The organism is Nonomuraea sp. NPDC004580 (assembly GCF_040609855.1).
In the GTDB taxonomy this organism is placed as follows: domain Bacteria; phylum Actinomycetota; class Actinomycetes; order Streptosporangiales; family Streptosporangiaceae; genus Nonomuraea; species Nonomuraea salmonea.
Window position 1 is genome coordinate 21,358 of record NZ_JBEXLH010000020.1, and the last position, 24,809, is coordinate 46,166.

The 24,809-nt window shown below is 69.9% G+C and carries 28 protein-coding genes; 23 read left to right on the top strand and 5 right to left on the bottom strand.

Annotated elements, in window-relative coordinates; genetic code table 11:
- Positions 1-85: 85 nt before the first annotated feature.
- Positions 86-505 (top strand): VOC family protein, encoded by a 420-nt coding sequence (locus ABZW11_RS21545; protein WP_355419652.1) that lies wholly within the window; start codon positions 86-88, stop codon positions 503-505.
- Here the strand turns inward: ABZW11_RS21545 and ABZW11_RS21550 are convergent.
- Genes ABZW11_RS21550 through ABZW11_RS21560 form a run of 3 tightly spaced genes read right to left on the bottom strand, consistent with a single transcriptional unit; the run spans position 450 to position 1,827 of the window.
- Complete coding sequence (locus ABZW11_RS21550) at positions 450-1,112, bottom strand: TetR family transcriptional regulator (protein WP_355419654.1); 663 nt, start codon at positions 1,110-1,112, stop codon at positions 450-452. The two genes, ABZW11_RS21545 and ABZW11_RS21550, sit on opposite strands and share 56 nt — an antisense overlap.
- 18 nt (positions 1,113-1,130) lie before the next feature.
- The gene (locus ABZW11_RS21555; RefSeq protein WP_355419656.1) at positions 1,131-1,679 is read right to left on the bottom strand and encodes a DUF4166 domain-containing protein; all 549 of its coding nucleotides are present in this window, start codon (positions 1,677-1,679) and stop codon (positions 1,131-1,133) included.
- Between the two features lie 10 nt (positions 1,680-1,689).
- Positions 1,690-1,827, bottom strand: a complete 138-nt coding sequence (locus ABZW11_RS21560) for a hypothetical protein (RefSeq protein WP_355419658.1) — start codon at positions 1,825-1,827, stop codon at positions 1,690-1,692.
- A gap of 118 nt (positions 1,828-1,945) precedes the next feature.
- Here ABZW11_RS21560 and ABZW11_RS21565 point away from each other — a divergent pair, with 118 nt between their 5' ends.
- The 11 genes from ABZW11_RS21565 to rfbD all read left to right on the top strand — a co-directional run bounded on the left by ABZW11_RS21565 (position 1,946) and on the right by rfbD (position 12,310).
- Positions 1,946-2,317 carry an MmcQ/YjbR family DNA-binding protein gene (locus tag ABZW11_RS21565; protein ID WP_345394450.1) on the top strand — a complete coding sequence of 124 codons (372 nt, stop codon included), beginning with the start codon at positions 1,946-1,948 and terminating at the stop codon, positions 2,315-2,317.
- A gap of 11 nt (positions 2,318-2,328) precedes the next feature.
- Positions 2,329-2,994, top strand: coding sequence for a GNAT family protein (locus ABZW11_RS21570; RefSeq protein ID WP_355419660.1), 666 nt, complete (start codon positions 2,329-2,331; stop codon positions 2,992-2,994).
- A 367-nt stretch (positions 2,995-3,361) separates the two neighbouring features.
- Positions 3,362-5,251 (top strand): PIG-L family deacetylase, encoded by a 1,890-nt coding sequence (locus ABZW11_RS21575; protein ID WP_355419662.1) that lies wholly within the window; start codon positions 3,362-3,364, stop codon positions 5,249-5,251.
- 112 nt (positions 5,252-5,363) lie between these two features.
- The gene (locus ABZW11_RS21580; RefSeq protein ID WP_355419664.1) at positions 5,364-5,741 is read left to right on the top strand and encodes a hypothetical protein; all 378 of its coding nucleotides are present in this window, start codon (positions 5,364-5,366) and stop codon (positions 5,739-5,741) included.
- A gap of 24 nt (positions 5,742-5,765) precedes the next feature.
- Positions 5,766-6,653, top strand: coding sequence for an EamA family transporter (locus ABZW11_RS21585; RefSeq protein ID WP_355419666.1), 888 nt, complete (start codon positions 5,766-5,768; stop codon positions 6,651-6,653).
- A complete protein-coding gene (locus ABZW11_RS21590) occupies positions 6,650-7,282 on the top strand; it encodes a GntR family transcriptional regulator (RefSeq protein ID WP_355419668.1) in 633 nt (210 codons plus the stop codon). The genes ABZW11_RS21585 and ABZW11_RS21590 overlap by 4 nt, the downstream gene beginning before the upstream one ends.
- A gap of 83 nt (positions 7,283-7,365) precedes the next feature.
- On the top strand, positions 7,366-7,716 hold the full coding sequence (locus ABZW11_RS21595) for a hypothetical protein (RefSeq protein WP_355419670.1): 351 nt from the start codon (positions 7,366-7,368) through the stop codon (positions 7,714-7,716).
- Positions 7,717-7,976: 260 nt separating this feature from the next.
- Positions 7,977-9,431: a sugar transferase gene (locus ABZW11_RS21600; RefSeq protein WP_355419672.1), complete on the top strand. Its 1,455-nt coding sequence runs from the start codon at positions 7,977-7,979 to the stop codon at positions 9,429-9,431.
- Position 9,432: 1 nt separating this feature from the next.
- The gene (locus ABZW11_RS21605; protein WP_355419674.1) at positions 9,433-10,500 is read left to right on the top strand and encodes a glucose-1-phosphate thymidylyltransferase; all 1,068 of its coding nucleotides are present in this window, start codon (positions 9,433-9,435) and stop codon (positions 10,498-10,500) included.
- Entirely contained in the window at positions 10,497-11,426 is a 930-nt protein-coding gene (gene rfbB / locus ABZW11_RS21610) for a dTDP-glucose 4,6-dehydratase (RefSeq protein ID WP_355419676.1), read from the top strand. Before ABZW11_RS21605 ends, rfbB begins: the two co-directional genes overlap by 4 nt.
- Entirely contained in the window at positions 11,423-12,310 is an 888-nt protein-coding gene (gene rfbD / locus ABZW11_RS21615; RefSeq protein WP_355419678.1) for a dTDP-4-dehydrorhamnose reductase, read from the top strand. The genes rfbB and rfbD overlap by 4 nt, the downstream gene beginning before the upstream one ends.
- Here the strand turns inward: rfbD and ABZW11_RS21620 are convergent.
- Entirely contained in the window at positions 12,233-12,838 is a 606-nt protein-coding gene (locus ABZW11_RS21620) for a dTDP-4-dehydrorhamnose 3,5-epimerase family protein (RefSeq protein WP_355419680.1), read from the bottom strand. The genes rfbD and ABZW11_RS21620 overlap by 78 nt on opposite strands.
- A 173-nt stretch (positions 12,839-13,011) precedes the next feature.
- Here ABZW11_RS21620 and ABZW11_RS21625 point away from each other — a divergent pair, with 173 nt between their 5' ends.
- The 10 genes from ABZW11_RS21625 to ABZW11_RS21670 all read left to right on the top strand — a co-directional run bounded on the left by ABZW11_RS21625 (position 13,012) and on the right by ABZW11_RS21670 (position 23,029).
- On the top strand, positions 13,012-14,235 hold the full coding sequence (locus ABZW11_RS21625) for a class I SAM-dependent methyltransferase (RefSeq protein ID WP_355419682.1): 1,224 nt from the start codon (positions 13,012-13,014) through the stop codon (positions 14,233-14,235).
- Complete coding sequence (locus tag ABZW11_RS21630) at positions 14,232-15,005, top strand: sugar phosphate nucleotidyltransferase (RefSeq protein WP_355419684.1); 774 nt, start codon at positions 14,232-14,234, stop codon at positions 15,003-15,005. The genes ABZW11_RS21625 and ABZW11_RS21630 overlap by 4 nt, the downstream gene beginning before the upstream one ends.
- On the top strand, positions 15,002-15,655 hold the full coding sequence (locus ABZW11_RS21635; RefSeq protein ID WP_355419686.1) for a PIG-L family deacetylase: 654 nt from the start codon (positions 15,002-15,004) through the stop codon (positions 15,653-15,655). Before ABZW11_RS21630 ends, ABZW11_RS21635 begins: the two co-directional genes overlap by 4 nt.
- A gap of 6 nt (positions 15,656-15,661) precedes the next feature.
- Entirely contained in the window at positions 15,662-16,684 is a 1,023-nt protein-coding gene (locus tag ABZW11_RS21640; protein ID WP_355419688.1) for an SDR family oxidoreductase, read from the top strand.
- Positions 16,681-17,973 (top strand): DUF4910 domain-containing protein, encoded by a 1,293-nt coding sequence (locus tag ABZW11_RS21645; RefSeq protein WP_355419690.1) that lies wholly within the window; start codon positions 16,681-16,683, stop codon positions 17,971-17,973. The genes ABZW11_RS21640 and ABZW11_RS21645 overlap by 4 nt, the downstream gene beginning before the upstream one ends.
- Positions 17,973-18,926, top strand: coding sequence for a hypothetical protein (locus ABZW11_RS21650; RefSeq protein WP_355419883.1), 954 nt, complete (start codon positions 17,973-17,975; stop codon positions 18,924-18,926). The genes ABZW11_RS21645 and ABZW11_RS21650 overlap by 1 nt, the downstream gene beginning before the upstream one ends.
- Positions 18,927-18,933: 7 nt before the next feature.
- The gene (locus tag ABZW11_RS21655) at positions 18,934-20,391 is read left to right on the top strand and encodes an oligosaccharide flippase family protein (RefSeq protein ID WP_355419692.1); all 1,458 of its coding nucleotides are present in this window, start codon (positions 18,934-18,936) and stop codon (positions 20,389-20,391) included.
- A complete protein-coding gene (locus tag ABZW11_RS21660) occupies positions 20,378-21,265 on the top strand; it encodes a glycosyltransferase family 2 protein (protein WP_355419694.1) in 888 nt (295 codons plus the stop codon). The genes ABZW11_RS21655 and ABZW11_RS21660 overlap by 14 nt, the downstream gene beginning before the upstream one ends.
- Before the next feature lie 60 nt (positions 21,266-21,325).
- Complete coding sequence (locus ABZW11_RS21665; protein ID WP_355419696.1) at positions 21,326-22,084, top strand: hypothetical protein; 759 nt, start codon at positions 21,326-21,328, stop codon at positions 22,082-22,084.
- A 129-nt stretch (positions 22,085-22,213) separates the two neighbouring features.
- Positions 22,214-23,029, top strand: coding sequence for a hypothetical protein (locus ABZW11_RS21670; protein WP_355419698.1), 816 nt, complete (start codon positions 22,214-22,216; stop codon positions 23,027-23,029).
- Between the two features lie 11 nt (positions 23,030-23,040).
- On the opposite strand, the gene ABZW11_RS21675 is transcribed toward ABZW11_RS21670, so the two are convergent.
- On the bottom strand, positions 23,041-23,925 hold the full coding sequence (locus ABZW11_RS21675) for a DUF6492 family protein (protein WP_355419700.1): 885 nt from the start codon (positions 23,923-23,925) through the stop codon (positions 23,041-23,043).
- 168 nt (positions 23,926-24,093) lie between these two features.
- Between ABZW11_RS21675 and ABZW11_RS21680 the strand changes: the two genes are divergently transcribed.
- On the top strand, positions 24,094-24,807 hold the full coding sequence (locus tag ABZW11_RS21680; protein ID WP_355419702.1) for a hypothetical protein: 714 nt from the start codon (positions 24,094-24,096) through the stop codon (positions 24,805-24,807).
- Positions 24,808-24,809: the final 2 nt, after the last annotated feature.

Here is a 24,809-nt window from a genome sequence, read left to right on the forward strand (position 1 = left end):
GCTTTCCATCCGGCGGCCGTCGGCATTGGCAGGTGGACACGGCGAAACGAAAAAAGGATATTGGAAGGAAAGCGGAGGTGTTTTCATGCGCGTACGCCTTGACCATCTCGTCTGCTGGGTCTCCGATCAGCTCGTCTCGCTCCATTTCTACGAGCACGTGATCGGGCTGCCCGGGGTACGGGCCGAGGAGTTCCGTGAGGGGAAGGCACCGTTTCCCAGCGTGCGGATCACGCCGACGTGCATCCTCGACCTGATGTCCTTCGAGGTGATGCGGGGCGTGGACGAGGGCACCGGGGTGCACGGCAGCGCCGGGCACCAGATCAACCATTTCTGCCTGGCGTTCGGAAAAGAGGATTTCGACGCCCTCAAGCTGCGCCTCAAGAAACACCGGGTGGAGATCACCGGCACCGGCACGAACTCGTTCGGCGCGCAGGGCATCGCGCCGGAGACTATCTATTTCCCTGATCCCGACGGGAACGTGATCGAGGCCCGATACTACGAGTGAGCCTGGCGCGTACGGCGCGGCGCGCGACGGGGCCCATGTCCTCCAGGGCCGTCACCAGCACCGCCAGCTGTTCGAGCGCGTCGAGCGCCCGCGCCGCGCCGTCGCCGTCGACGCCCTCGTAGAGCTCCAGCCCCACGAACGCCGCCGCCGTGGCCTTGGCCAGCCCCGCGAGGTCCACGAACTCGGCCAGCGGCGAGTTCGCCAGCACCCGCGCGAGCGCCTGCTCGACCTCCGCGATCCACAGGTTGAGCCCGGCGACCACGGCGGGCGCCAGCTTCTCGTCGGTCTGGCTGCCGGCGAGGAGCTGCGCCAGCGCCGCCACGTTGCCCTCCGCCGCCTCTTCCGCGTGCACCTCGCGGCCGAGGTCGAGCAGCTCGCGCAGGGTGGTGACGGCGGCGAAGCGGTCGCGGTAGCGCTCGACGCGGCGGGTCGAGCCGTGGGCGCAGGCGGCCGACAGGAGCTGGTCGACGCTGCCGAAATGATAGAAGACCAGGGCCTGGTTGACGCCCGCCGCGGCGGCGATGGCGCGTGCCGACGCGCCGGACATGCCGGACGTGCTGAGCGTCTCCAGCGCCGCTTCGAGCAGCTTCGTACGTGTGTCGGCCACCGCTCCACTCCGTGCCGGTCAACGACGGGCGTCCTCCCGTCTGGGCCTCACGCTAGCGGGAACGCCGTGCTGCGCGAGGTCCACGTACGAGACGGTGAAGCTGCCCCAGTAGCCGAAGACGCGGCCGAGCCACGGGTTCGACACGGTCACCGCGATCCTGAACCGCTCGGCCTGGTCGTCGTAGTGCTCGGTGACCACCGCGGTGCCGGTGGCGGAGGCGGGCAGCGGCAGCGCGAGCGGGCCGAGCAGGCGCTGGCGGCCCGAGCGGATGACCAGGCCGCCCCGGTCGTCCACGGAGAGCGCCAGGGGGACGGCGAGGTGCTGGTGGGTGCCCAGGTAGTCGACGATCTCCCCTTGGGCGGGGTCGTAGATCATGGTGGCGTCGAAGCGGCTGCCGGGGAAGGTGCGGACGAAGGTGACGGTCTCGCGGCCGTAGGAGTCGGCGTACGGGTAGTTCTCGATGGTGAACGGCAGGTTCGTGCCGGTGTCGGTGGCGAGGATGTTGCGGCGGCGGCCCAGGGAGAGGAACGGGCGGACGACGGGGCCCGCGTTCCAGACCCGGTTCATCACGCCGGTGCTAGCGCAGGCGGCCGGAGCCGAGCGCGGTGATGCGGCCGAAGCGCAGGTCCCATCGCCGGTGCAGGTTCAGGTCCTCAGTGGCCTGCCAGATCCGGTCGATGTCGGCGCTGATCAGGGTCTCGACATAGAGGCGCATGGCGCACGTCCCGGTGTTCTTGAGCGACTGCTTAAGGCGACCGTACGACGATTTGAGCGACCGCTCAAGGCCTGCTCCAGTCCTCGGAAGTGTCGGACTCGTCTGGTACACAGGCGGCATGGGTGTGACCGTGGATGAGTTCCTTGAGCTGCTGGACGAGTTGCCCGAGGTGCGCACGAACCATGCGGGCGAGTGGATCGGCCTCAAGGTGCGCGGCAAAGGCTTCGGCTACCTGTGGGAGGCCACCGAGACCGTCGGGCTCAAGGCGACCATCGAGGAGCAGATCGCGCTGGTCAACGAGCGGCCCGAGGTGTTCGAGGTGCAGTTCACGGCCGGGCGGTTCGGCTGGGTCGTGGTGCACCTCGACAAGATCGACGCCGACGAGCTGCTTGAGCTGGTGGCCGAGGCGTGGTGCCTGACCGCGCCCAAGCAGCTCGTGGCCGACTTCGAGGCGAACCACCCGATCGGGCAACGGGTGCAATCCGGGTAATCTCGGGCAGCGTGACCTTCGTGAACGTCCGCCTGCGCGCGTGGCGCGACGACGACGCCCCTGCGGTGCTGCGTGCCTTCCAGGCTCCCGACCTGCGCCCGCAGGCTCCCTGGCCGATCGTCACGCTCACCGACGCCCGCGGGTGGATCGCCTCGTGGGAGGGGGTCGGTCACGCCTTCGCCATCGTGGAGCAGGACGTCGGAGTGGGTGTCGGAGTGGATGTCGGCCAGGAGGATGCGCGAGGCGCCCCAGCGGACGACTCGGCGGACGACTCGGCGGACGACTCGGCGGACGACACGGGGGAGCGGGTCGTCGGCAACGTGGCGGTGACCAGGATCGACGATCACCGTAACGGCTGGGTGTCCTACTGGGTCGTGCCCGAGGCGAGGGGGCGCGGGGTCGCGGTGGCGGCCACCGAGCTGCTGGCGCGGTGGGCGTTCGAGGAGCGCGGGCTGTTCCGGCTGGAGCTGGGCCACCGCACGACCAACGCGGCCTCCTGCCGGGTCGCCACCAAGGCCGGCTTCCTGCCGGAGGGCGTCGAGCGCGGCAAGCTCGTTCACGAGGGCGTGCGTTACGACGTCGAACGGCACGCCCGCCTGGCCACCGACCCCGCCCCCCTGACAGTCGCGGGGGTTCCGTTCGGACGCGGGTGTCGCCGGCATATCGGGCCCGGGTGAGTTTCTCGACGCGATCGGAAACGCCAATCGGCCATCCGCAATTCCAGAACGCGCCGTCTCGCACCCGCGACCGTATTTGCACATATTGGAGCGATCCAACGACTACACTCGGCAACCCCGCGGAGGCAGACGCGGGCATTTTCGCTCGTCGTCCTGTCACCGGAATTGATGGCGGCCGAAACCGCGAGACCGAAAATGTGGCGAAGGGCCGTTTCCCGGCACGATTCAGAGCTCATTAGTGACGCATCGTCGCGTGAGTTACGCAGTTGTTATCTTCCTTTCTCTTGGCAGCCAATTACGGACTGATCAGCATCGGCTTCGGGTCCGTCGCCGCGGGCCCGATACGACCCTGGGTGGGGGGAAGACGATGCACGCACAAAGATTCACCGCTTTATCCAGGCGGCTGACGGCCGTTCTCGGGGCACTGGCCGTGCTCGTACCGACGGCGGGAGCGGGATACGCCGCGACGACCACGCCGGAAGCCAGGTTCATGCAGGTCGTGGCCCATGAGGACGACGACCTGTTGTTCATGAACCCCGATGTCCACGACTCCATCCAGGCCGGGATGCCGAGCGTGACCGTGTTCATCACCGCCGGCCAGATCACCGGCCTCGGAAATTCCGACGCGGAACGGGCCCGTAACCGGCAGCGTGGCGCGCAGGACGCCTACGCCCGGATGGCCGCCGTACCGGATGCCGATCCGCAGGACCAGGAGGAGTGGGAGGGCGACGTCTGGACGCTCTCCGGTCGCCAGGTCGAGCGGTACACGCTCAAGGACGCGCCGCACGTCCAGCTCGTGTTCATGAACCTGCGCGACGGCCAGCTCGGCTGGTTCGTCTGGGGAGACGACTTCGTCGATGAGACGATCATCCCGCAGGGCAGCCAGATCACGCAGACGTTCACCTACGACACCCAGGACGTCATCGACGTGCTGTCGGGGATGATGCAGCACTACCAGCCCACGGTGGTACGGGCGCTGGACCCCATGCCCGAGCACCGCGGCCACGCCGACCACGTGGGCGCCACCATGTTCGCCAGGGAATCGGCGGCCGCGTACGGCGTGCCGGTCATCCAGCTGCACTACCGCGACTACAACATCCGTGACGTGCCGGTGAACCTGACGCCGTCCGCCATCACGCAGAAGCTGTCAATCCTCGGCGACTACTTCACCTACGACCCGTTCGATCCCGACGGGTGGGAATCGCGGCTGTACTACCGCTGGGCCCGCGGGACGACCTGGGCGGCACGTGATTCCAGCGGCCTGCCGCACGTCTTCGTGGTGCGCAGCGGCCTGGTGTACGCCTACGCGCAGGACGCGCTCGGGCAGTGGACCGGCCCGGTCGCGCTGGCCGACGCCGGTGGGCCGCTCGCGCAGGGCATCAGCGTCGGCCACAACGCCGACGGGCGGATGCAGATCTTCGCCAGACGGATGTCCGACGACCGCGTGGTCTCCCTGCGCCAGACCACGCCGGGCGGCGGCTGGGCCACCACTTGGGTCAATCACGGCAACCCGGGCACCGGCGACCCCATCCACATGGGCACGCCGGTGGTGGCCAGTAACCACAACGGCCGGCTGCAGATCTTCGTCAGGAACGGCGCCGGCGGGGTGAGCACGCGCGCCCAGACGGCGGCCAACGGCACCACGTGGAGTTCCTGGTCGAACCTGGCCGGCAGCGACGTTCAGGACGGGCTGGCGGTCGCCACCGACCCGCAGGGCCGGATCGAGCTGTTCGCCAGTACCACGACCCGGATCCTGCGCTGGTACCAGGCCAACAGCGGATTCCTGCTCGACAACACGCTGCCGTCGCTGGTTCCGGCCAGCCCGCCGATGGCCGCGGTGTCCCAGGACGGCCGCATCGAGGTGGCCTACCGCAAGGCGGGTACCGCAGAGCTGGTCGTGACCAAGCAGTCCTCGGCGGGCGGCCCGTGGAACGTCGGCCCCGTGGTGATCGGCGGGCACGCCGGGGTGGGCGAGCCGGCGCTCGTCACCACCTCGCCGGGGCCGGACGCCAGGATCCTGATGTTCCACCGCAACGCCGACGCCGGCGTGAGCATGGCCGTTCAGCAGACCCCGAACGGCGGGTACGGAAGCTGGAGCGACCTCGGCGGCTTCATCACCGACTACCCCGCGGCCACGCTCGACCAGAGCGGCGCCGTGCTGCTCTTCACCGTCGGCGTGGACGGCAAGCTGCATCTGCGCAAGCAGACCGCGCCGGGAGCCGACAGCCCCTTCGGCGACTGGGAAACGCTCACCTAGCCGGTACGGCGCCGGTCGTCCCGGCAACGGCGCGACGACCGGCGTCCTGTCTTGCGGGCGTGCAGAGGAGGCCGGGTGGCCGGGACAGACCGCCTGATCTAGGCTTTGGGGCGTGGACGGCGAGAGTCTGACCGCGGCCGGCCTGTTGGCAGCTCTGAGCCGGGTGGCGGGCGTTCTCGCGGAGTTACGTCACCCCTTCGTACGCAGCGCGCCGTTCTCGTACGTCGTGCCGCCGGCCGGGGTCCGGGTCGGCACCCTGTTCACGCTTCCCGACGGTCGCGAGGTCTCCTTCGAGGTGTCCATCGCGGTCGTGGACGGCGGCTTCCAGGTGGAGGGCGGTGTGACGGCCGAGAGCGACGTGCTGCTCGGCCTGCCGGTCAAGAGGCTGCCGGACATCGAGGTCGCGCTGGCCGTGCTGGACGACTACGCGGGCGACGTGGCCGCGGGCGCGGGCCGGCTGATCGACCGGTTATTGGATGCGATTGTCTGACAATCAGACAGTACAATCGCCAGCATGAGAAACGGACCCCTCGCGGTCGTCGCCGCCGCGGTGCTCTGGGGCACGGCCGGGACGGCGGGGCTGGTGGTCTCCGCCGACTCCGTCGCCCTGGCGGCGGCCAGACTGGTCATCGGCGGTGCGGCGCTGGCGCTGCTGGCCGGGGCGGGGCTCAGGCGGGCTGTCAGTCCGGCTCTGCTGCTGGCCGCCGTCGCCGTCGCCGCATACCAGCTCTGCTTCTTCGCCGCCATCAGCCGGACCGGCGTGGCCGTCGGTACGGTGGTGGCGATCGGCAGCGGTCCCGTCTTCACCGGGTTGGTGTCCTGGTTGCTGTACCGGCAGCGGCCGAACGCGCGCTGGGCGCTGGCGACGACCGCGGCGATCTGCGGCTGCGCGGCCCTCATGGCGGGCGGAGACGAGGGCGGCCCGCGGAGCGCGGCCGGCGGTGAGGCAGCTGTGGGGGTGGCGTTCGCGCTGCTGGGCGGCCTGCTGTATGCCTTCTATGCGGTCAGCGCCGCCCGTGCCATCAGCAAGGGAGCGCAATCCGATGCGGTGATGGGCGTGCTGTTCGGCGGAGCCGCGGTGATCTCGCTGCCGGTCCTGGCGCTGACCGGGGTGCAGTGGCCGGCAGCGCCGCACAGCCTGCTCGCCGTCGTCTATCTGGGCCTGGGCACCACGGCGCTGTCCTACTTCCTGTACGGCCGCGGCCTGCGCACCACCCCCGTGGCCACGGCCGCCACGCTGGCGCTGGCCGAACCGGCGGTCGCCGCGCTGCTGGGCGTCGTGGTGCTGCGGGAACGCCTCGGCCTGGTCTCCACCGCCGGGCTGCTGGCGCTGGCGATCGCGCTGGTCGTGGTGGCTCTGCCCGAACGGATGCGGGAAAGGGCATTAGAGTCACAGCCGTGAACCAGCCACTCAGACCAGTATCGACCGTCGCCGCGCTGGCCGACGCCCTGCGCGGCAGGGTCCTGTCCGGCGAGATCGCGCCGGGCACGCCGCTGCCCGAGCAGGAGATCGCCGCGGCGTACCGGGTGGCCAGGCCGACCGTACGCGAGGCCCTGGCGGCGCTGGTCCACGAGGGGTTGCTGAAACGCGAGCGCAACCGTAGCGCCTATGTCCCTGAGGTGACGATCTCGGACCTGAACGACCTCATGTACGTCCGCAGGCCGCTCGAAGACCTGATGGTGCAGGCCCTGTCGGGGCGCAGCGTGCCCGCGGCCCAGGCGGCGCTCGACCGGATGGCCGCTCTGCCGGCGGATGCGCCCTGGTCGGCCGTCGTGGCCGAGCACATGGCGCTGCACCAGGCGCTCATCGAAGCCGTCGGCAGTCCGCGCCTCGAACGCCTGTACGGCGCCCTGGCCGCCGAGACCAGGCTGGGGCTGGTGCGGCTGCGCGAGGTGTATAAGGACCGGGACGTGCTGGTCAGCGAGCATCAGGCGTTGCTCGACGCGATCGCCGCCGGCTCCGTGGAGGCGGCGCGGGCGGCGGTCGCCGAGCACCTGAGCCACTCCTGGGGAAGCGAGCCCGCTCCCTGAGTCTGTGCGCGTCCGTCCGGCATCGAGCACCAATGAGCGCTAACCCTTGCGGGATGAGCCCGACAGTCGCAAGAATCGCGGCCATGCACGGCAATCCGATGCCGGACTCCTACGTGTACGTCACGGAAGAGGGCGTCACCCGCCACTACGCGGACGGGAGCGTCGAAGCGCTCGCGTGGGAGGACGTGGTCGAGGTCCGTGTCGTCGCCGGACCGGGCGAAGAGGTGCGGTACATCCTGCTCGACCGTGACGGCGAGGGCTGCGTGGTACCACGCGACGCGACGGACGCGACTTTCCTCGCCCGTCTGAGGTACCTGCCGGATTTCGACGTGGATCGGCTGCAGGTGGCGGCCGACTCCGCCCATCAAGGTGTCGTGGTCGTCTGGCGCAGCCCGGACCCGCCGTCGGCGCTTCCCGACCTGGAGTACGACTAGATTTCACCGGGCTGGCATCCGCCGGAGAAGACTCTCCGAACAGCCCGGTGCGTTGCACCTGTTGGATCGTTCCGTCAACCCCGACCCACCCCTAACTTTCGTCCTCATGTGGACATTTACTGGTATTTCCCCGCTCGGAGCTGATCTTTACTCTTTAGTGGGGGGCCGCCGCCCTTGATAAGGCATGGGCCTTTGTCAACCCATGTGTCGCAAGAAACGTCACGTTACTGCGGTACCGGAGTTTCATCAGGGTGGTAACTATGAGGGTGGGGACTAGGGGGTCCGCTGACGTGCTCCTTGAGGCCATGCCGCGCCAAGAATCCAGTATCTGGACAAGAGCCTACTTACGGACCCTGTTACTCGGTGACACCTTATGCGCGCTGTTCGCATGCGCCTGTGTCATGGGTATCCGGTGGCTCTCCGGCGCGTACATCCCCGTCGCGGAGTTCGTCTTCGGCGTCGGTCTCGTACTGATCTGGCCGGCCGCGCTGGCACTGGGAGACGCCTATCGCCGGCGGGCCAACGGCGAGGGAACGGAGGAGTTCAAAGCGGTCTTCAACGGCGGTGTCGGCCTGATGGCCACGGTCGCCATCGGGGCCTACGCGACGCAGACCACCATCGCGCGCAGCTTCGTCATGGCGATGCTGCCGCTGGCCCTGCTCGCGACGCTCTACTACCGCTATCGCATGCGCAAGCACCTGCACCGGCGAAGAGCCGTCGGTGAGTACATGCGCCAGGTCATCGCGGTCGGGCATCGGGACTCGATCCTCGACCTGGTCATGCAGTTCCGCCGCCAGCCGTACCACGGCATGCGGGTGGTGGGCGCCTGCCTGCCCTCGGGTGACCGCGACGTCGATCTCGACGGCATCCCGGTGCTGGGCTCGTTCGCCGACGTGGCGGGGGTGGTCGCCCACGCGCGCGCCGACGCGGTGGCCGTGCTGGCCTGCCCGGAACTGGACGGCGCGGCGCTGCGCAGGATGGCCTGGAGCCTGGAGACCAGCAGGACCGACCTGTTCGTCGCCCCCGCGCTGCTCGACGTGGCCGGCCCGCGCATCAGCATCACGCCGGTGGCCGGCATGCCGCTGATGCACGTGGAGCATCCGGAGTTCAACGGCACCCGCCAGTTCGTGAAGTCGGTCTTCGACCGGCTGGTCGCCGGTACGGCCCTGGTGCTGCTGGCGCTGCCGCTGCTGGTGGTGGGCCTGGTGATCCGGCTCACCAGCCCGGGGCCCGTGTTGTTCCGCCAGACCAGAGTGGGCAAGGACGGCACGGGGTTCAGGGTCTACAAGTTCCGTACGATGGTGGCCGACGCCGAGCAGCGCAAGGCCGACCTTCTCGACGCCAACGAGTTCGACGGTGTGCTCTTCAAGATTAGGAACGATCCACGCATCACGCCGGTGGGCGCTTTCCTGCGCCGCTACTCCATCGACGAGCTGCCGCAGTTGCTCAACGTCATCCGCGGCGAGATGTCGCTGGTCGGCCCCCGGCCGCCGCTGCTCGAAGAGGTCGCCGCCTACGGTACGGACGTGCGCCGGCGCCTGGTGGTCAAGCCGGGCATGACCGGCCTGTGGCAGGTCAGCGGCCGCTCCGACCTCAGCTGGGACGAGTCCGTCCGGCTGGACCTGCGATACGTCGAGAACTGGTCGCTCATCCTCGACCTGCAGATCCTCTGGAAGACCTGGTCCGTCGTCACTCGTGGAGAAGGGGCTTACTAGCGTGAAAGCACTCGTGCTCGCCGGAGGGTCGGGCACACGTCTACGGCCCATCACCCACACCTCGGCCAAACAGCTCGTGCCGGTCGCGAACAAGCCGGTGCTGTTCTACGGCCTCGAGGCCATCGCGGAGACCGGCATCCGCGAGGTCGGCCTGGTGGTCGGCGACACCCAGGCCGAGATCGAGGCCGCGGTCGGTGACGGCTCGGCGTTCGGGCTGCAGGTCACCTACCTGCGCCAGGACGCGCCGCTCGGGCTCGCGCACGGCGTGCTGATCGCCCGCGAGTTCCTGGGCGACGAGGACTTCGTCATGTACCTGGGCGACAACTTCATCGTCGGCGGGATCAAGGACCTGGTGGCCGGGTTCGCGGCCCGGCGGCCGGCCGCGCAGATCATGCTCACCAAGGTCGGTGACCCGCGGCAGTTCGGCGTGGCCGAACTGGACGAGCGCGGCCAGGTGATCGGCCTGGAGGAGAAGCCGGCGCTGCCCAAGAGCGACCTGGCCCTGGTCGGCGTCTACCTGTTCAGCCCCGCCGTGCACGAGGCGGTCGCGGAGCTCAAACCGTCGTGGCGGGGCGAGCTGGAGATCACCGACGCCATTCAGTGGCTGATCGAGGCGGAGCTGCAGGTGGAGGCCTCGGTCATCACCGGTTACTGGAAGGACACCGGCAACGTCACCGACATGCTGGAGGTCAACCGGCTGGTGCTCGAATCGCTCGAGCCACGGGTGGACGGCGTGGTGGACGCGGTCAGCGAACTGGTCGGCCGGGTGGTGGTCGAGAAGGGCGCGGTGGTCGAGCGCTCCCGCGTGGTCGGACCGGTGATCATCGGTGCCGGCACCCGGGTGAGCGACAGCTACGTCGGCCCGTTCACCTCCGTCGGCGCCGACTGCCTGGTCACGGGCAGCGAACTGGATTACTCGATCGTCCTGCGGGGCACCTCCATCGCGGGGGTGGGCAGGATCGAGTCCTCGCTGATCGGCCACCATGCCGAGGTGACCGCCTCAGTCAATACTCCCAAGGCCCACCGTCTCGTGCTGGGCGATCACAGCAAGGTGCAGATCGGTACATGAAACGCATTCTGGTTACGGGTGGCGCCGGCTTCATCGGATCCCAGTTCGTCCGCGGGCTTCGTGACGCGGAAGTGACGGTGCTGGACAAGCTCACCTACGCGGGCAACCAGGCCAACCTGGAGGGGGTGCCGCACACGTTCGAGCACGGCGACGTCTGCGACGCCGCACTGCTGCGACGGATCGTCCCCGGTCACGATCTGGTCGTCAACTTCGCCGCGGAGTCGCACGTCGACCGCTCGATCGAGGGCGCGGCGGAGTTCGTGCGCAGCAACGTGCTCGGCACCCAGACGTTGCTGCAGGCGTGTCTGGACGCGGGCGTCCCCAAGGTCGTCCAGGTCTCCACGGACGAGGTCTACGGTTCGATCGAGACCGGCTCGTGGAACGAGTCCGCGCCGGTGCGGCCGCGCTCGCCGTACGCCGCCACGAAGGCGAGCGGCGACCTCATCGCCCAGGCGTACGCCGTCACCTACGGCCTGGACGTGTCCATCACCCGGTGCGGCAACAACTACGGACCCCGGCAGTATCCGGAAAAGATCATCCCGCTGTTCATCACCAACCTGTTGCGCGGCAGGAAGGTGCCGCTCTACGGCGACGGAGGCAACGTGCGCGACTGGATCCATGTCGAGGACCATTGCGCCGGCATCCGCCTGGTCGCCGAGGTGGGTAAGCCCGGCGAGGTTTATCACATCGCGGGCACGGCCGAGCTGACGAACAAGGAGCTGACCGGCCGGCTGCTCGAAGCCTGCGGCCGTGACTGGGGCTCGGTCGTCCACGTCGCGGACCGCAAGGGCCACGACCGCCGTTACTCGCTCGACGACAGCAAGCTGCGCGGGCTCGGCTGGCGGCCGAAGATCTCGTTCGAGCAGGGGCTGAAGGAGACCGTGCGGTGGTATCAGGACAACCCCGACTGGTGGGCGCGGGCATGAGGTGGCTGGTGACAGGGGCGGGCGGCATGCTCGGCAGGGACCTGACGCGCCTGCTGCGGGCCGTGCCGGGGGCGCACGTGCACGCGTTCACCAGGACCGAGCTGGATGTGTGCGACGCGGCCGCGGTGGCGGAGACGGTGCGCGCGGTGCTGCCCGACGTGGTGGTCAACTGCGCGGCCTGGACGGACGTGGACGGCGCCGAGCAGGACGAGGCGCGAGCCATGGCGATCAACGGCACGGCCGTGGCCGGGCTCGCCCTGGCGAGCACCCGGGTCGGCGCTCGGCTGTTACAACTGTCCACCGACTACGTCTTCGACGGGGCGGCGCGCACGCCGTACGGGGAGGATGCCCCGACGCGACCGCTCAACGTGTACGGCAGGGCCAAGCTGGTGGGTGAGCGCGCGGCTCTCGGCGACGGCCACTACGTGGTCCGCACGGAGTGGCTCTTCGGCGCCCACGGGCGCAGCTTCGCCAGGACGATGGCCACGCTGGCGGCCGAGGGCAGGGCGGTGCGGGTGGTCGACGACCAGGTCGGCCAGCCCACCTGGACGGTGGACCTGGCCGAGCGGTTGATCTTGCTGGGCACGGGCCAGGCGCCCCCCGGCGTCTACCACGCGACGAACGCGGGCCGGACGAGCTGGTACGGCTATGCCAGGCAGATCTACGAGCTGGCCGGCGCCGACCCCGGCCTCGTGGAGCCGGTGAGCACGGCCGCCTTTCCCCGGCCCGCGCTCCGTCCCGCCTACAGCGTGCTGGGCCACGACGCCGGCCGGCCGCTGCCGCCGATGCGCGACTGGCGTGCCGCCCTATCCGCCGCGTGGCCCCACCTGCTGAGCGGGTGGGGAGGCGTAGTGAGCCAGACAGTCGGCGTAGGAAGGCAGTAGCCCTTGTTCGGCCGCTTGCGCCAGTGTCGGCGCCGCCGCGTCCTTCCGCGACAGCACGGGCTCGATACCGGACGGCCAGGCGATGCCCAGAGCCGGGTCGAGCGGGTTCACGCCGTGCTCGCGCAGCGGCGCGTACGGCGTGGAGCACAGGTAGACGACCGTGGCCGACTCGCTGAGGGCGAAGAACGCGTGCCCCAGGCCCTCCGCGAGGTAGACCGCCCGCCGCCGCCGGTCGTCGAGCTCGATGGCGACAGAACGGCCGAAGGTGGGCGAGCCGGTGCGCACGTCCACGACGACGTCGAGCACGCTGCCGGACACGCAGGTCACGTACTTGGCCTGGCCGGGCGGTACGTCGCTGAAGTGCACCCCCCGCAGGGTGCCTCTGACCGAGATCGAGCAGTTGGCCTGCGCCACGTCCATGGGGCGGTCGAGGGCGTCCCTCCTGAACCATTCGAGGAAGGAGCCGCGGTGATCGTCGTGGATCTGCGGGCTGAGCAGCCATGCGCCGTCGAGGCCGAGGGGATCCATGAGGCGGATCATGACACAGCGGGAACGTTCCGACCAGGGCCTGTAACGAATGTGACAAGAGCCGCGAAATGTCTGCCGGTGGGCAACGGGGATGGCGCGCGACGACCGGGTTTGGACCGCGCCAGCCACATCCATCCGACGTGGGGAGAAATCATGATGCGTGATCGAGGTCGATGCCCGTGAAAGGCTGCCGGTTATGCGGCTCCAGTGACCTGGCGAGCGTGGTCGACCTCGGCGCCACGCCGCCGTGCGAGCTGTTCCTCACCCAGGACCAGCTCGACGAGCCGGAAACCACCTATCCCCTGCACCTGCGCGTCTGCACGAACTGCTGGCTCGCCCAGATCCCGCCGCTGATCCGGCCGGTGGACACCTTCACCGAGTACGCCTACTTCTCCTCGTACTCGACCTCCTGGGTCGAGCACGCGCGGCGGTTCGCCGACAGCGCGCTCGACCGGCTGGCCCCGGGCTTCGTCGTCGAGGTCGCCAGCAACGACGGCTACCTGCTCCAGCACGTCGTGGCGCGCGGCGTGCGCTGCCTGGGTGTCGAACCGTCCGCCAACGTGGGTCAGGCCGCCAGGGACAGGGGCGTGCCCACCCACACCGCGTTCCTCGACCCCCGGACGGGGGCGGCGATCAGGGCCGAGCACGGCCCCGCCGACCTGGTCGTCGCCAACAACGTCTACGCGCACATCCCGGACGTCGTCGGCTTCACCCGGGGGCTGCGCGCACTCGTCGCCGACGACGGCTGGGTCTCCATCGAGGTGCAGCACCTGCTCACGCTCATGGAGTTGAACCAGTACGACACGATCTACCACGAGCACTTCCAGTACTACACCGTCGCCTCCGCCATGCGGGCGCTCGCCTCCGGCGGGCTGGCGCTCGCCGACGTCGAGCTGCTGCCGACGCACGGCGGCTCCATCCGTCTCTGGGCCAGGCCGGCCGAGGTGGTGAGCGCGCCCAGCCGCAGGGTGATCGACGTGCTCGACAGGGAGAAGAGCGCGGGGCTGGAGGAGCCCGGCGGCTACGCCCAGTTCGGCGCGCGGGTGGCCAAAGTCCGCCGCGACCTGCTGCGGTTCCTCGTCGACGCGGCCGACGAGGGCAAGACGGTCGTCGGTTACGGGGCGCCGGGCAAGGGCAACACACTGCTCAATCACTGCGGCATCCGGTCCGACCTGCTCGCCTACACCGTGGACCGCAACCCGTACAAGCACGGCAGGTTCACCCCTGGCACCCGCATCCCCATCCTGCCGCCGGAGCGGATCGCCGCGGACCGGCCGGACTACGTGCTGGTCCTGCCGTGGAACCTGCGTGCCGAGCTGGTCGAACAGCTCTCGTACGTCCGCAAGTGGGGCGGCCGGCTGGTCTTCCCCATCCCGTCCTTGGAGGTCGCACCATGAAGGTCGTGCTCTTCTGCGGCGGTTACGGCACCCGGATGCGCAGCGGACTGCCGGGAGAGGTGCCCAAGCCGATGCAGCTCGTCGGTCCCCGGCCGCTCATCTGGCACGTGATGCGCTACTACGCGCACTTCGGGCACACCGACTTCGTGCTCTGCCTCGGTTACGGCGCCCAGCACATCAAGGAGTTCTTCCTCAACTATCAGGAGACGGACTCCAACGACTTCATCCTGCGCCGGGGCGAGGTGGAGATGCTCTCGCAGGACGCCTCCGACTGGTCCATCTCCTTCGTGCAGACCGGTCTCCGCTCGCCGATCGGTGAGCGGCTGCGCCGGGTGCGCCCGTACCTGGAGGGCGAGGAGATGTTCCTGGCGAACTACGCGGACGTGCTCACCGACGCCCCGCTGCCCGAGATCATCGGCCGGTTCGAGGAGACGGAGGCGGGGGCGTCCATGATGGTGGTCCCGCCGCCCGGCACCTTCCACTGCATCGACGTCGCCGACGACGGGCTGGCGAGGGCCATCAGCCCGGTCAGCGAGATGCCGCTCTGGGTGAACGGTGGCTACTTCGTGCTGCGCCAGGAGATCTTCGACCACATCCCCGAGAACGGCGACCTGGTCGGCGACGCCTGCGTGGAGCTGGCCAAGCGCGGGCGGCTGCTGGCGTACCGCCATCGCGGCTACTGGCGGCCGACCGACACCGTCAATCAGCGGATCGAGCTGGACGACGCCTACTCGCGGGGCGACCGGCCTTGGGCGTTGTGGGAGCGATGATCGGACTCATACCAGCCGGGCTGGGTTCCTTGGTCGCGGTCGGCGCGCACTGCGACGACCTCGCCATCGGAGCGGGCGGCACGCTGCTCACCCTCTGCTCCGCCCGCCCGGGGCTGCGGATAGACGCGCTGGTGCTGTCCGGCGGCGGTACGGAGCGCGAAGAGGAGGAGCACGCGGCGCTCGCCGCCTTCTGCCCGGGCGCCGACCTGCGGCTCAGCGTGCTCAAGCTGCCCGATGGCCGCCTGCCCGCGCACTGGCAGGAGGCCAAGGAGGCGGTGGAGGACCTGCGGGCCGCCACCGAGCCCGACCTGATCCTCGCCCCCCGGCGCGACGACGCCCACCAGGATCACCGTGGGCTGGCCGAGCTCGTGCCCACGGCCTTCCGCGACCACCTGACGCTCGGCTACGAGATCGTCAAATGGGACGGCGACCTCGGCCGTCCCTCCGTCTACCAGCCGCTGCGGCCCGAAGTGGCCGAGGAGAAGGTCTCCCTGCTCCAGCGCCACTATCCCTCGCAGCGGCGGCGCCCCTGGTACGACCGGGAGGCGTTCCTCGGCCTGGCCCGCATCCGCGGCATCGAGTGCGGCGCCCGCTACGCCGAGGCCTTCCACAGCGCCAAACTCATCCTCGACCTCGCAGCTGGAGGCTAGCCGGACATGCGTGTACTCCTGACCGGACACCAGGGCTATCTGGGCACCGTCATGGCTCCCGTACTGAGCGCGGCCGGGCACGAGGTCACCGGCCTCGATTCGGGCCTGTTCGCCGACTGCGTGCTGGGCCCGCCGCCGGCCGACCCGGAAGGGCTGGCCGTCGACCTGCGCGACGTTCCCCCCGAGGCGCTGGACGGCTTCGACGCCGTGATCCACCTCGCCGCCCTGTCGAACGACCCGCTGGGCTCGCTGGCGCCCGAGCTGACCTACGACATCAACTACCACGCCTCCGTGAGGCTGGCCCGCCTGGCGCGCGACGCCGGGGTCCGGCGCTTCCTGTACGCCTCCACCTGCTCGGTCTACGGCGCCTCCGGTGGTGACGAGCTGGTGACCGAGGACGCGCCGCTGCGGCCGCTGACGCCGTACGCGGAGTCCAAGGTGCGCGTGGAGGACGAGCTGCTGGAGCTGGCGGACACGGACTTCACCCCCGTCTTCCTGCGCAACGCGACCGCCTTCGGCTTCTCGCCCAGACTGCGCGCGGACATCGTGCTCAACAATCTGGTGGGGCACGCCTACCTGTCCGGCGAGGTCAAGGTGCTCTCCGACGGCACGCCGTGGCGGCCGCTGGTGCACGTGCTGGACATCGCGGCGGCGTTCGGCGCCGCGCTCACCGCGCCAAAGGAGGTCGTGCACGGGCGGGCGTTCAACGTGGGCGGCGAGCAGAACAACATCACCGTGGCCGAGATCGCCGTCGCCGTGGCCGAAGTGGTGCCCGGCTCGTCCCTGGCCATCACCGGGGAGACGGGCGCGGATCCGCGCTCGTACCGGGTGGACTTCTCCCGGCTGCGCGCGGCGCTGCCCGCCGCCGAGGCCCGGTGGTCGGTGAAGGAGGGCGCGATCGAGCTGATCGACGCCTATCGCCGCCACAGCCTCAAGCGGCACGCGTTCGAGCGGCGCTTCACCCGGCTCGCCCGGCTGGCCGACCGCCAGGCCGACGGCACCGTGGGCGCGGAGCTGCGGCCCTCATGACCGGCCCGAAGATGACCGGCCCGAGAATGACGGGCGCGAAGATGCACGAGCTGGTGGCGAGGCTCTACCCGCTGTGCAGGAGCATCACCGGCGACGGCGTCCGGGCGACCCTCGACGTCGTCGGCGAGCACCTCCCGCTGACCGTGCACGAGGTGCCCACGGGGACCGAGGTGCTCGACTGGACGGTTCCCGAGGAGTGGAACATCCGCGACGCCTACATCAAGGACGCATCCGGACGCCGGGTGGTGGACTTCCGGCGCTCGAACCTGCACGTGGTGGGCTACAGCGTCCCGATATCGGCGACCATGACGCTGGACGAGCTGCGCCCTCATCTGCACACGCTGCCGGAGCAGCCGGAGCTGGTGCCGTACCGGACCTCGTACTACGCGCGGACCTGGGGGTTCTGCCTGAGCCAGAACACGCTGGACGCCATGGGTGAGGGGCCGTACGAGGTGGTGATCGACTCGACGCTGACCGCGGGGCACCTGACCTACGCCGAGCACGTCGTGCCGGGGCGAAGCGACGACGAGATCATGATCTCCTGCCACGTCTGCCACCCGTCGCTGGCCAACGACAACCTGGCCGGGATCGCGGTGGCCGTGGCGCTGGCAAGGAGCCTCGACCGGCCGCGCCACACCTACCGGTTCCTGTTCGCGCCCGGCACGATCGGGGCCATCACCTGGCTGTCGCGCAACCGGGACCGCGTCGGGCGGATCAAACACGGGCTCACGCTGGCCTGCGCTGGCGACCCTGGGCAGCTCACGTACAAGCGCAGCCGCCGTGACGATGCGGCGATCGACCGGGCGGCCCTCCACGTGCTCAAGGGCCGTTCGCACCGGGTGCTGCCGTTCTCGCCGTACGGCTACGACGAGCGGCAGTTCTGCTCGCCGGGCTTCGACCTGCCGTTCGGCAGCCTGACCAGGACGCCGTACGCGGGCTACCCGGAGTACCACACCTCGGGGGACGACCTGGAGTTCGTCACCCCGGCCGCGCTGGCCGACACCCTGGAGGCGCTGCAGCAGATCACCGGCGTGCTGGACGGAGACCGTACCTACCTCAACCTGAGCCCGTACGGGGAGCCGCAGCTCGGCCGGCGCGGGCTCTACGGGTCGCTCGGCGGGCGCAGTGACACGAAACAGGCCCAGCTGGCGATGTTGTGGGTGCTCAACCTGTCCGATGGGGAGCACAGCCTGCTGGACGTCGCCGAGCGCTCGGACCTGCCGTTCGCCGCGCTGCGGGAGGCGGCGGACGCCCTGCTGGCGGCCGGACTGGTCAAGGAGACCGCGTGATGAACTACAAGGTCGGAGACCTCGTGGAAGTGCGGGGCGAGGCAGAGATCCTGGCCACGCTGGACGAGCGGGGAGAGCTCGACGGGCTGCCGTTCATGCCCGAGATGCTGGCCTACTGCGGTAAACGCCTGACCGTGCACAAGGTGGCGCACAAGCTGTGCGACACGCAGACCCGTACGGGGCTGCGCAGGATGGCGCGTGCCGTTCACCTGACCGGCGCCCGCTGCGACGGCTCCGCGCACGGCGGCTGCCAGACCGCCTGCTCCCTGTACTGGAAGGAGGACTGGATCAAGCCGGTGACGGACGAGCCCACGACCGCGCCGCAGGACTCGAGGCTGCTGCCGCTGCTGGAGGTCAACACCCGCAAGCCGCCCGCGGCGGACGGCGGGGAGCGTTTCTCCTGCCAGGCCACCGAACTGCTGCGGGCCGCGCCGACGTGCCTGCCGTTCACGAACGCCCGCCAGTACGTCACCGACGTGCGCTCGGGCAACGTGGGCGTGGGCAGGACCGTGCAGGGCATCGCCATCGGGCTGTTCAACCGGATGCAGCATCTGGCCCGGCGGGTGCTGCCGCGCCGGCTGCTGATCAGGGACGGGCTGCCGTGGGGCTTCCTCAAGGGCCGCCTGACAGGGAAGACGCCCACGCAGTCCCTCGATCTGCAGCCGGGGGAGATGGTGCGGGTCAAGTCCAAGGAGGAGATCCTCGCCACGCTCAACGCCGACATGCTCAACCGGGGCATGGGCTTCGAGCAGGAGATGGCGCGCTACTGCGGGACGACGGCGCGGGTACAGGCCAGGGTCGAGCGCTGCATCGACGAGAAGACGGGCGAACTGCTGTCGATGAAGAACCCGTGCATCGTGCTGGAGGGGGTCGTCTGCGTGGGCGTGCACAGCCTCAACTGCCCACGCGAGTTCGTGCCGTTCTGGCGGGAGATCTGGCTGGAACGGATCTGACGCGGCCGTGACTGACGACAGGGTCGAGTCCATCGGCCGCCAAGCCGGCAGCGGGCTGCGCTGGAGCCTGCTCGGGAACACCGTGACCAAGGCGGCCTCCTTCGTCATGAGCCTGGTGCTCGCCCGGCTCCTGGCGACCGAGGACTTCGGCGTCTACGCGGTCGCCCTGGCCGCGACGCAGTTCGTCATGGTCGTCAAGGACGCGGGCGTCATGGCCGCCGTCATCCAATGGCGGGGCAGGATCTCCGACATCGCGCCCACCGCCACGGTGCTCGCGTTCCTCTTCGCCACCGGTCTGTACGCGCTGTTCTGGGTCGGCGCGCCGTACTTCTCCGCGCTGGCGGGCAGCGAGCAGGCGACCGGGGTGGTCCGGCTGCTCACGGCCGTCATCCTGGTGGAGGCCGTGACCGCGGTGCGCAGCGCCGTGCTGATGCGTGAGTTCGCGCAGGACAAGCTGGCCGCCGCCAACCTGGCGGGGTTCGCCGTGAACGCCGGCGTGGCGATCTCGCTGGCGGCGGCCGGCGCGGGCGCCTACAGCTTCGCCTGCGGCCAGCTGGGCGGGGTGATCGTGACCGGCGCCATCATCGTCCTGCTGGCCAGGATGCCGTGGCGGATCGGCTTCGACCGGGCGATCGCCGCTCGCCTGCTGCGCTTCGGCCTGCCGTCCGCGCTGGGCTTCGGGCTCGAGGCCGTGCTGATGAACTCCAGCTTCGTCGTCGTGGGCGCGATACTCGGGGAGGAACAGCTCGGCTACTACCTGCTGGCCTTCAACGTCTCGAGCTGGGTGCCGGGGATGATCGGGACGGCCCTGCGCTACGTCTCCCTGCCCGGCTTCTCGCGCCTGGCCGAGGATCAGGACTCCCTGTCGGAGGGCGTGCGCAGATCCGTACCGCTGCTGGTGTCCTTCGTGATGCCGGTGGCGCTCGTCATGGCCACGCTCGCGCATCCCCTCGTCACCGTCCTCTACGAGCCTCGATGGGATCCGGCGGCACCGGTGCTGAGCTTCCTGGCCGTGCTCATGGTCGTCCGGATGATCACGTCCTACCTGGTCACGGACATCCTCATCTCGACCGGCGCGACCAGGAGCACGGTGTGGCTCAACCTCGGCTGGGCGCTCGCGCTGCTGCCGGCGCTGATAGCCGGGGCTCACTTCGGCGGCATCAGGGGCGCGGCCATCGGGCACGCTGCCGCGGCCGTCCTGGTCGCGCTGCCGCTGGGCCTGCTGCTGCTGCGCCGGCAGGGTGTACGGCTGCGGGCCGTGCTGCCCGGCCTCGTCCGGCCCGCGCTGGCGTCGGTGGTGATGTACCTGTACATGACGTCGTTCGCCGCTGTGTTCGAGGGGCCGGCGTTGCTGGAGCTCCTTCTCGTGGGCGGCTCAGGTCTGCTGGTGTTCGCCCTGCCGGCCACGCCGCCCGCGGTGCTGAGCCGGCTGACACGTCAAGGGAGGGCCCATGTCCGGCTCTGAACTGGTCTCGATCGCCCTGCCCGTGCGCAACGGCGCCGAACGGCTGGAACCCGTCGTCACGTCGGTGCTCGCGCAGGACCACGAGAACCTGGAGCTCGTCATCTCCGACAACGCCTCCACGGACGGCACCGAGGAGCTGTGCAGGGAGCTGGCGGCGCGCGACGGCAGGATCGTCTATCATCGGCACCCGCGCAACGTGGGCCTGCTCAACAACTTCATCCACGCGGCCCGGATCTCACGGGGAGCGTTCGTGCGCTGGATCGGTGACGACGACCGGCTTGACCCGGCCTGCCTCTCGCGCGCCATGGAGGTCTTCGCGGCCGACGAGCGGCTCATCCTGGTCACCACGCAGGTCGCCTACACCGGCCCCGACGGGGTCACCAGGACGGCCGCCTACGACGGCACGGCCCTCTGCTCCGGCGACCCGGTGCAGCGCTTCCGCGAGTGGCTGCGGCTGCTCAATGAGAGCCCGCTGCTGATGGACCCGCTCTACGGGCTGTTGCGCCGCGCTCCCGCGACGCTGATCCCGCGCCGGAACATGCTGCACGAGGACGAGACCTTCGCGGCCAAGCTGGCCCTGGCCGGGCCCTGGGGGCACGTGCCCGAGGTGCTGGCACACCGCAACACCCGCGTCGAACGCATCACGAAGGTGGCGCGCAGGCTCGATGTGCCGTCCTGGCAGTCGCGCCTGTCCAACACCCTGCAACTGCGCGAGCTGTTGCGGTGGGTGGGGGATGCGGAGCAGGTCCCTGGGCTGACTCAGGTGCAGCGTCGCCGGGCGCGGGCGGCGGTGCTGCACATGTACGCGCGCAGGCAGCGACGGACGGTCACGCGCCGCAGCAGGAAGCTGTGGTCGATGGTGCGCCCCGTGTAACGATGGCGATGAACAGCGCGATTCTCCCTTGTACCGGTACAACGCGGACGGGCGGACCAAGTGCGTTTCTGGACGACTCTTCTCGGGCTGGCCGGGAACAAGCTCGTCGGACCGCCCGTCGTCCTGGCGGCGGTCGGGCTCGCCCTCGCGGCATACCTCATCGTGCCGGCCCGTTACCTCTCCACGGCGTCCATGGTGCTCACCATCTCGGCCACCGGCGGGACCCAGGAGATCGGCCCGGCGCCCGAGCCGGGCCTGACCAACCCGCTGCTGCAGTTCAGCGATGCGCTGCGGACCACGGCCGGCGTCCTCATCCTGTCCATGCGAGACGATCGAGTGGCCAGGGAACTGGGCGTCACCGAGGGCGGGCCGACCGAGGTGGTCGTCAACGACGGGCGTACGGACCCTGACCTGCTGAAAGCGGGGTCCACCGGGCCGTTTCTGCACATCGAGGTGGAGGGTGCCTCCGCCGCCACGGTGCGGGACGTCATGGCCAAGGCCCGGCTGCGGCTGCGGACGCTGCTGAAGGACTGGCAGACGTCCCTGGGCGCGCCGCCCATCACGCACATCGGCCTCCTCGACGTGCGGCCCGTCACCGCGCCCCAGCCCCTTCTCACGAACAAGGTCATGGGGGCGGCCGGTGGCGGGGTGCTCGGCGCGCTCGCCGGAGCCGCGGCGGCGTACGCGATGCTGCGGTTGCGGCCGGAGCGCCGATCCGCGGCGGACGCCGAGCCGCCCGACGTGACGGACACCCAGGCTTTTCCCGCGGTCAAGCACGAGGAACCGAGCAAGCCGGATGAACCGGACGGCGACCCGTAGGTGGACGCCTCCATGGGGCAATTCGTAACATTCGGCCTTCTGGGCGCGATAGTCCTGCTGTATCGCAGCAAGCCGCGATGAACCCGTACTAACGGGGGGTTGGTCGGGATAATGGTTTTTTGGAACGTTTTGCTGGGCCTGATCCGCCGGAGAACCATCGCTCTGCCGATACTCGCTCTCGGCCTCGTCCTCGCGCTGGCGGGGTTCCTCATCGCCCCGGCGAGTTACAAGGCCGAATCGTCGCTGATCCTGACCCCGCCGCCGAGCGGCGGCACCCTGTCGATGGACCCGGCCAGCCCGATCGGCGTGACCAATCCGCTGCTGCAACACAACAACGGGTTGCGCACCGTGGCCGGCATCCTGATCGTCGCGCTCAACGGCAAGGACGAACTGCGCGGGCTGGGCGTCGTGGAGGACGGCCCGACCACCATCGTGATCGACGACGGCCGGTCCAACTCCGACCTGCTCGGCGTCGTGACCCTGGGACCGTTCCTGCACGTCGCGGTCGAGAGCGACGCACCGGATACCGCCAGGCAGGTCCTGGAGCGCGCCCATCAGCGCCTGCGGGAGCGGCTCAACGCGTACCAGGTCGCACTCGGGGCGCCGCGAAGCACCTACATCGCCCTCAACACGGTGGTGGTCCTGCCGCCCGAGTACGACGGCACCGTGAAGATCCAGTACGGGGTGGGCGCCCTGCTCGCCACGCTGCTCCTCGGTCTCGCCTGTGCCTACGCGGTGCAGGTGCGCGGACTCTTCCGCCACCGTCCCGCCCCGGCCGCGGGCGGCCGGGACGAGCCCGGTCCGCACCATGCCGCGAACGGCTCGTCCAACGGGCAGGTCCCCGCGGACACCGCGTCGGCGAGCGCCGGCGCCGAGCCGGAGGCCGCTGACCTGGTACACGTCACGAACGAGGCGGCGGCCGAGAACCGGCGCGAGAACGACTGATCCGACCGGCGTCAGGACGTCCGCGCGGCGACCTCCGTGCCGTGCCGGATGGCCGCCTGCCGCACCTCCGGCGGCGTGCCCGACTTCGAGGAGATCATCAGGCCGATGGCCTCCCGCCCCAGCCGCCCGGCGAAGTCCAGCGCGGTGTGCAGGTCCATCGGGGACTCGTCGGGCGTCTTGTGACAGATCGAGGTGTCGGAGGGCGGCCGGCCATCGGTGGCGCTCAGCACCTCGTCGACGAAGACGCCGTACAGCATGAACTCCGAGACGTGCAGCCGCGAGCCGAAAGCCTCGATCCAGTGCCGCCCGGTGGTCTGCCCGAGCCTGTCCTGCAGCTTGCGCACGGTGGGCGGGTGCCAGAAGGTCAGCGGGCTCATGTAGTCGGGCAGCGGCGGCTGCGGCGGCGGCGGGAGCCGCAGCAGGTCGCGGGCGACGTGATGCCACACGAGGTGCCTCGGCATCTGCGCGTGCACCCCGCCCTCCAGCCGATGCAGCACCATCCGGCCGTCGACCAGCGCCCGCGCGGCGGTGACCGGGCGGACCAGCACCACGTCCGAGTCGGCCACCAGCACCACGTCGGTGTCCATGGCGGCGGTGGCGGCGAGCTTGATGATCTGCTGCATCACCCAGCCGCGGACCGGCGGCCACGGCCGGCGCACGTTGATCCACATACCCATGCGCGGCACCTGGACGTAGCGCCTGGGCAGGAGCTCCTCCACCGTCCAGACCCGGCAGCGCGGTCCCGCGTACGGTGTGAACAGCCGGCGGTCAGGACGCGGCACGATCACGTGATGCACCGTGCCGGAAGGGGTGAAACGCAGCACGGACCGGTGCAGGTCACCGAAATGATCGGCGTCAGGGCCGTAGCTGGGAGTCACGACGGCCAGCGTCTTCACGCCCGGTCTCCCGGCGCACAGCACTCTTCCACGGTTCACCTCTCGCGGACGCCTCCATCGGCCCACGGTGTATCGACGCCGGACATTGGCACGTTACAGAAACAGGTAACACCGCCCACCTCGGTATCGATTGCCTGAAGAGGGGTGAGGCGTGCCTGGGGGGCTGAAGTGGACTTGTGGCAGGCGATCTCCGTTCTCGTCCGCCGCTGGTACGTGGCACTCTCGGCACTGCTGCTGACGATCACCGCCGCGTACGGCATGTACGCCACGATCCCCACCCAGTACGTCTCGACCACGCTGATGGTGCTCACGGTGCCGACCAGCGGCTCCTACCGGATGCCCCAACCCAACCACCCCAATCCGCTGGTCAATCCCCTGCTGAACTTCGACGGCGGCCTCAACATGACCGCCTCGATCATGGTGCAGGTACTCGGCGGCCCCGAGGTGGCGGGCCAGCTCGGCGTGCACGAGGACTCCAAGACGACCTACGTGGTGCACAACGGTCACCCGAATCCGGAGCTGCTGATCAATGCGCCGTTCGTGGTCATCGAGGGCACGAGCCCGTCGCCGCAGGACGCCAAGAGGATCGTCGAACGGGTCGCCGAGCGCGCGCAGGTCGAGCTGAAACGCCGGCAGCAACTGCTCGGCTCGCCACCGGAAACCTTCATCGTCCTGACCCCGATGATCGGGCCCACCGAGCCTCAGGCCGAGCGCGGCGGCAAGACCCGCACCGCGGCGGTCGTGCTGGCGCTGGGCCTCATGGCCGCCCTGGGCGCCTCGTACGCCACCGAGAGCGTCATGACGGGGTTGCGGCGCCGTCAGGAGCAGCCGCCGCCCAGCCAGGCCGCCGCTCCGGCGGAGGAGGCGGTGCTGCCACGATGAGC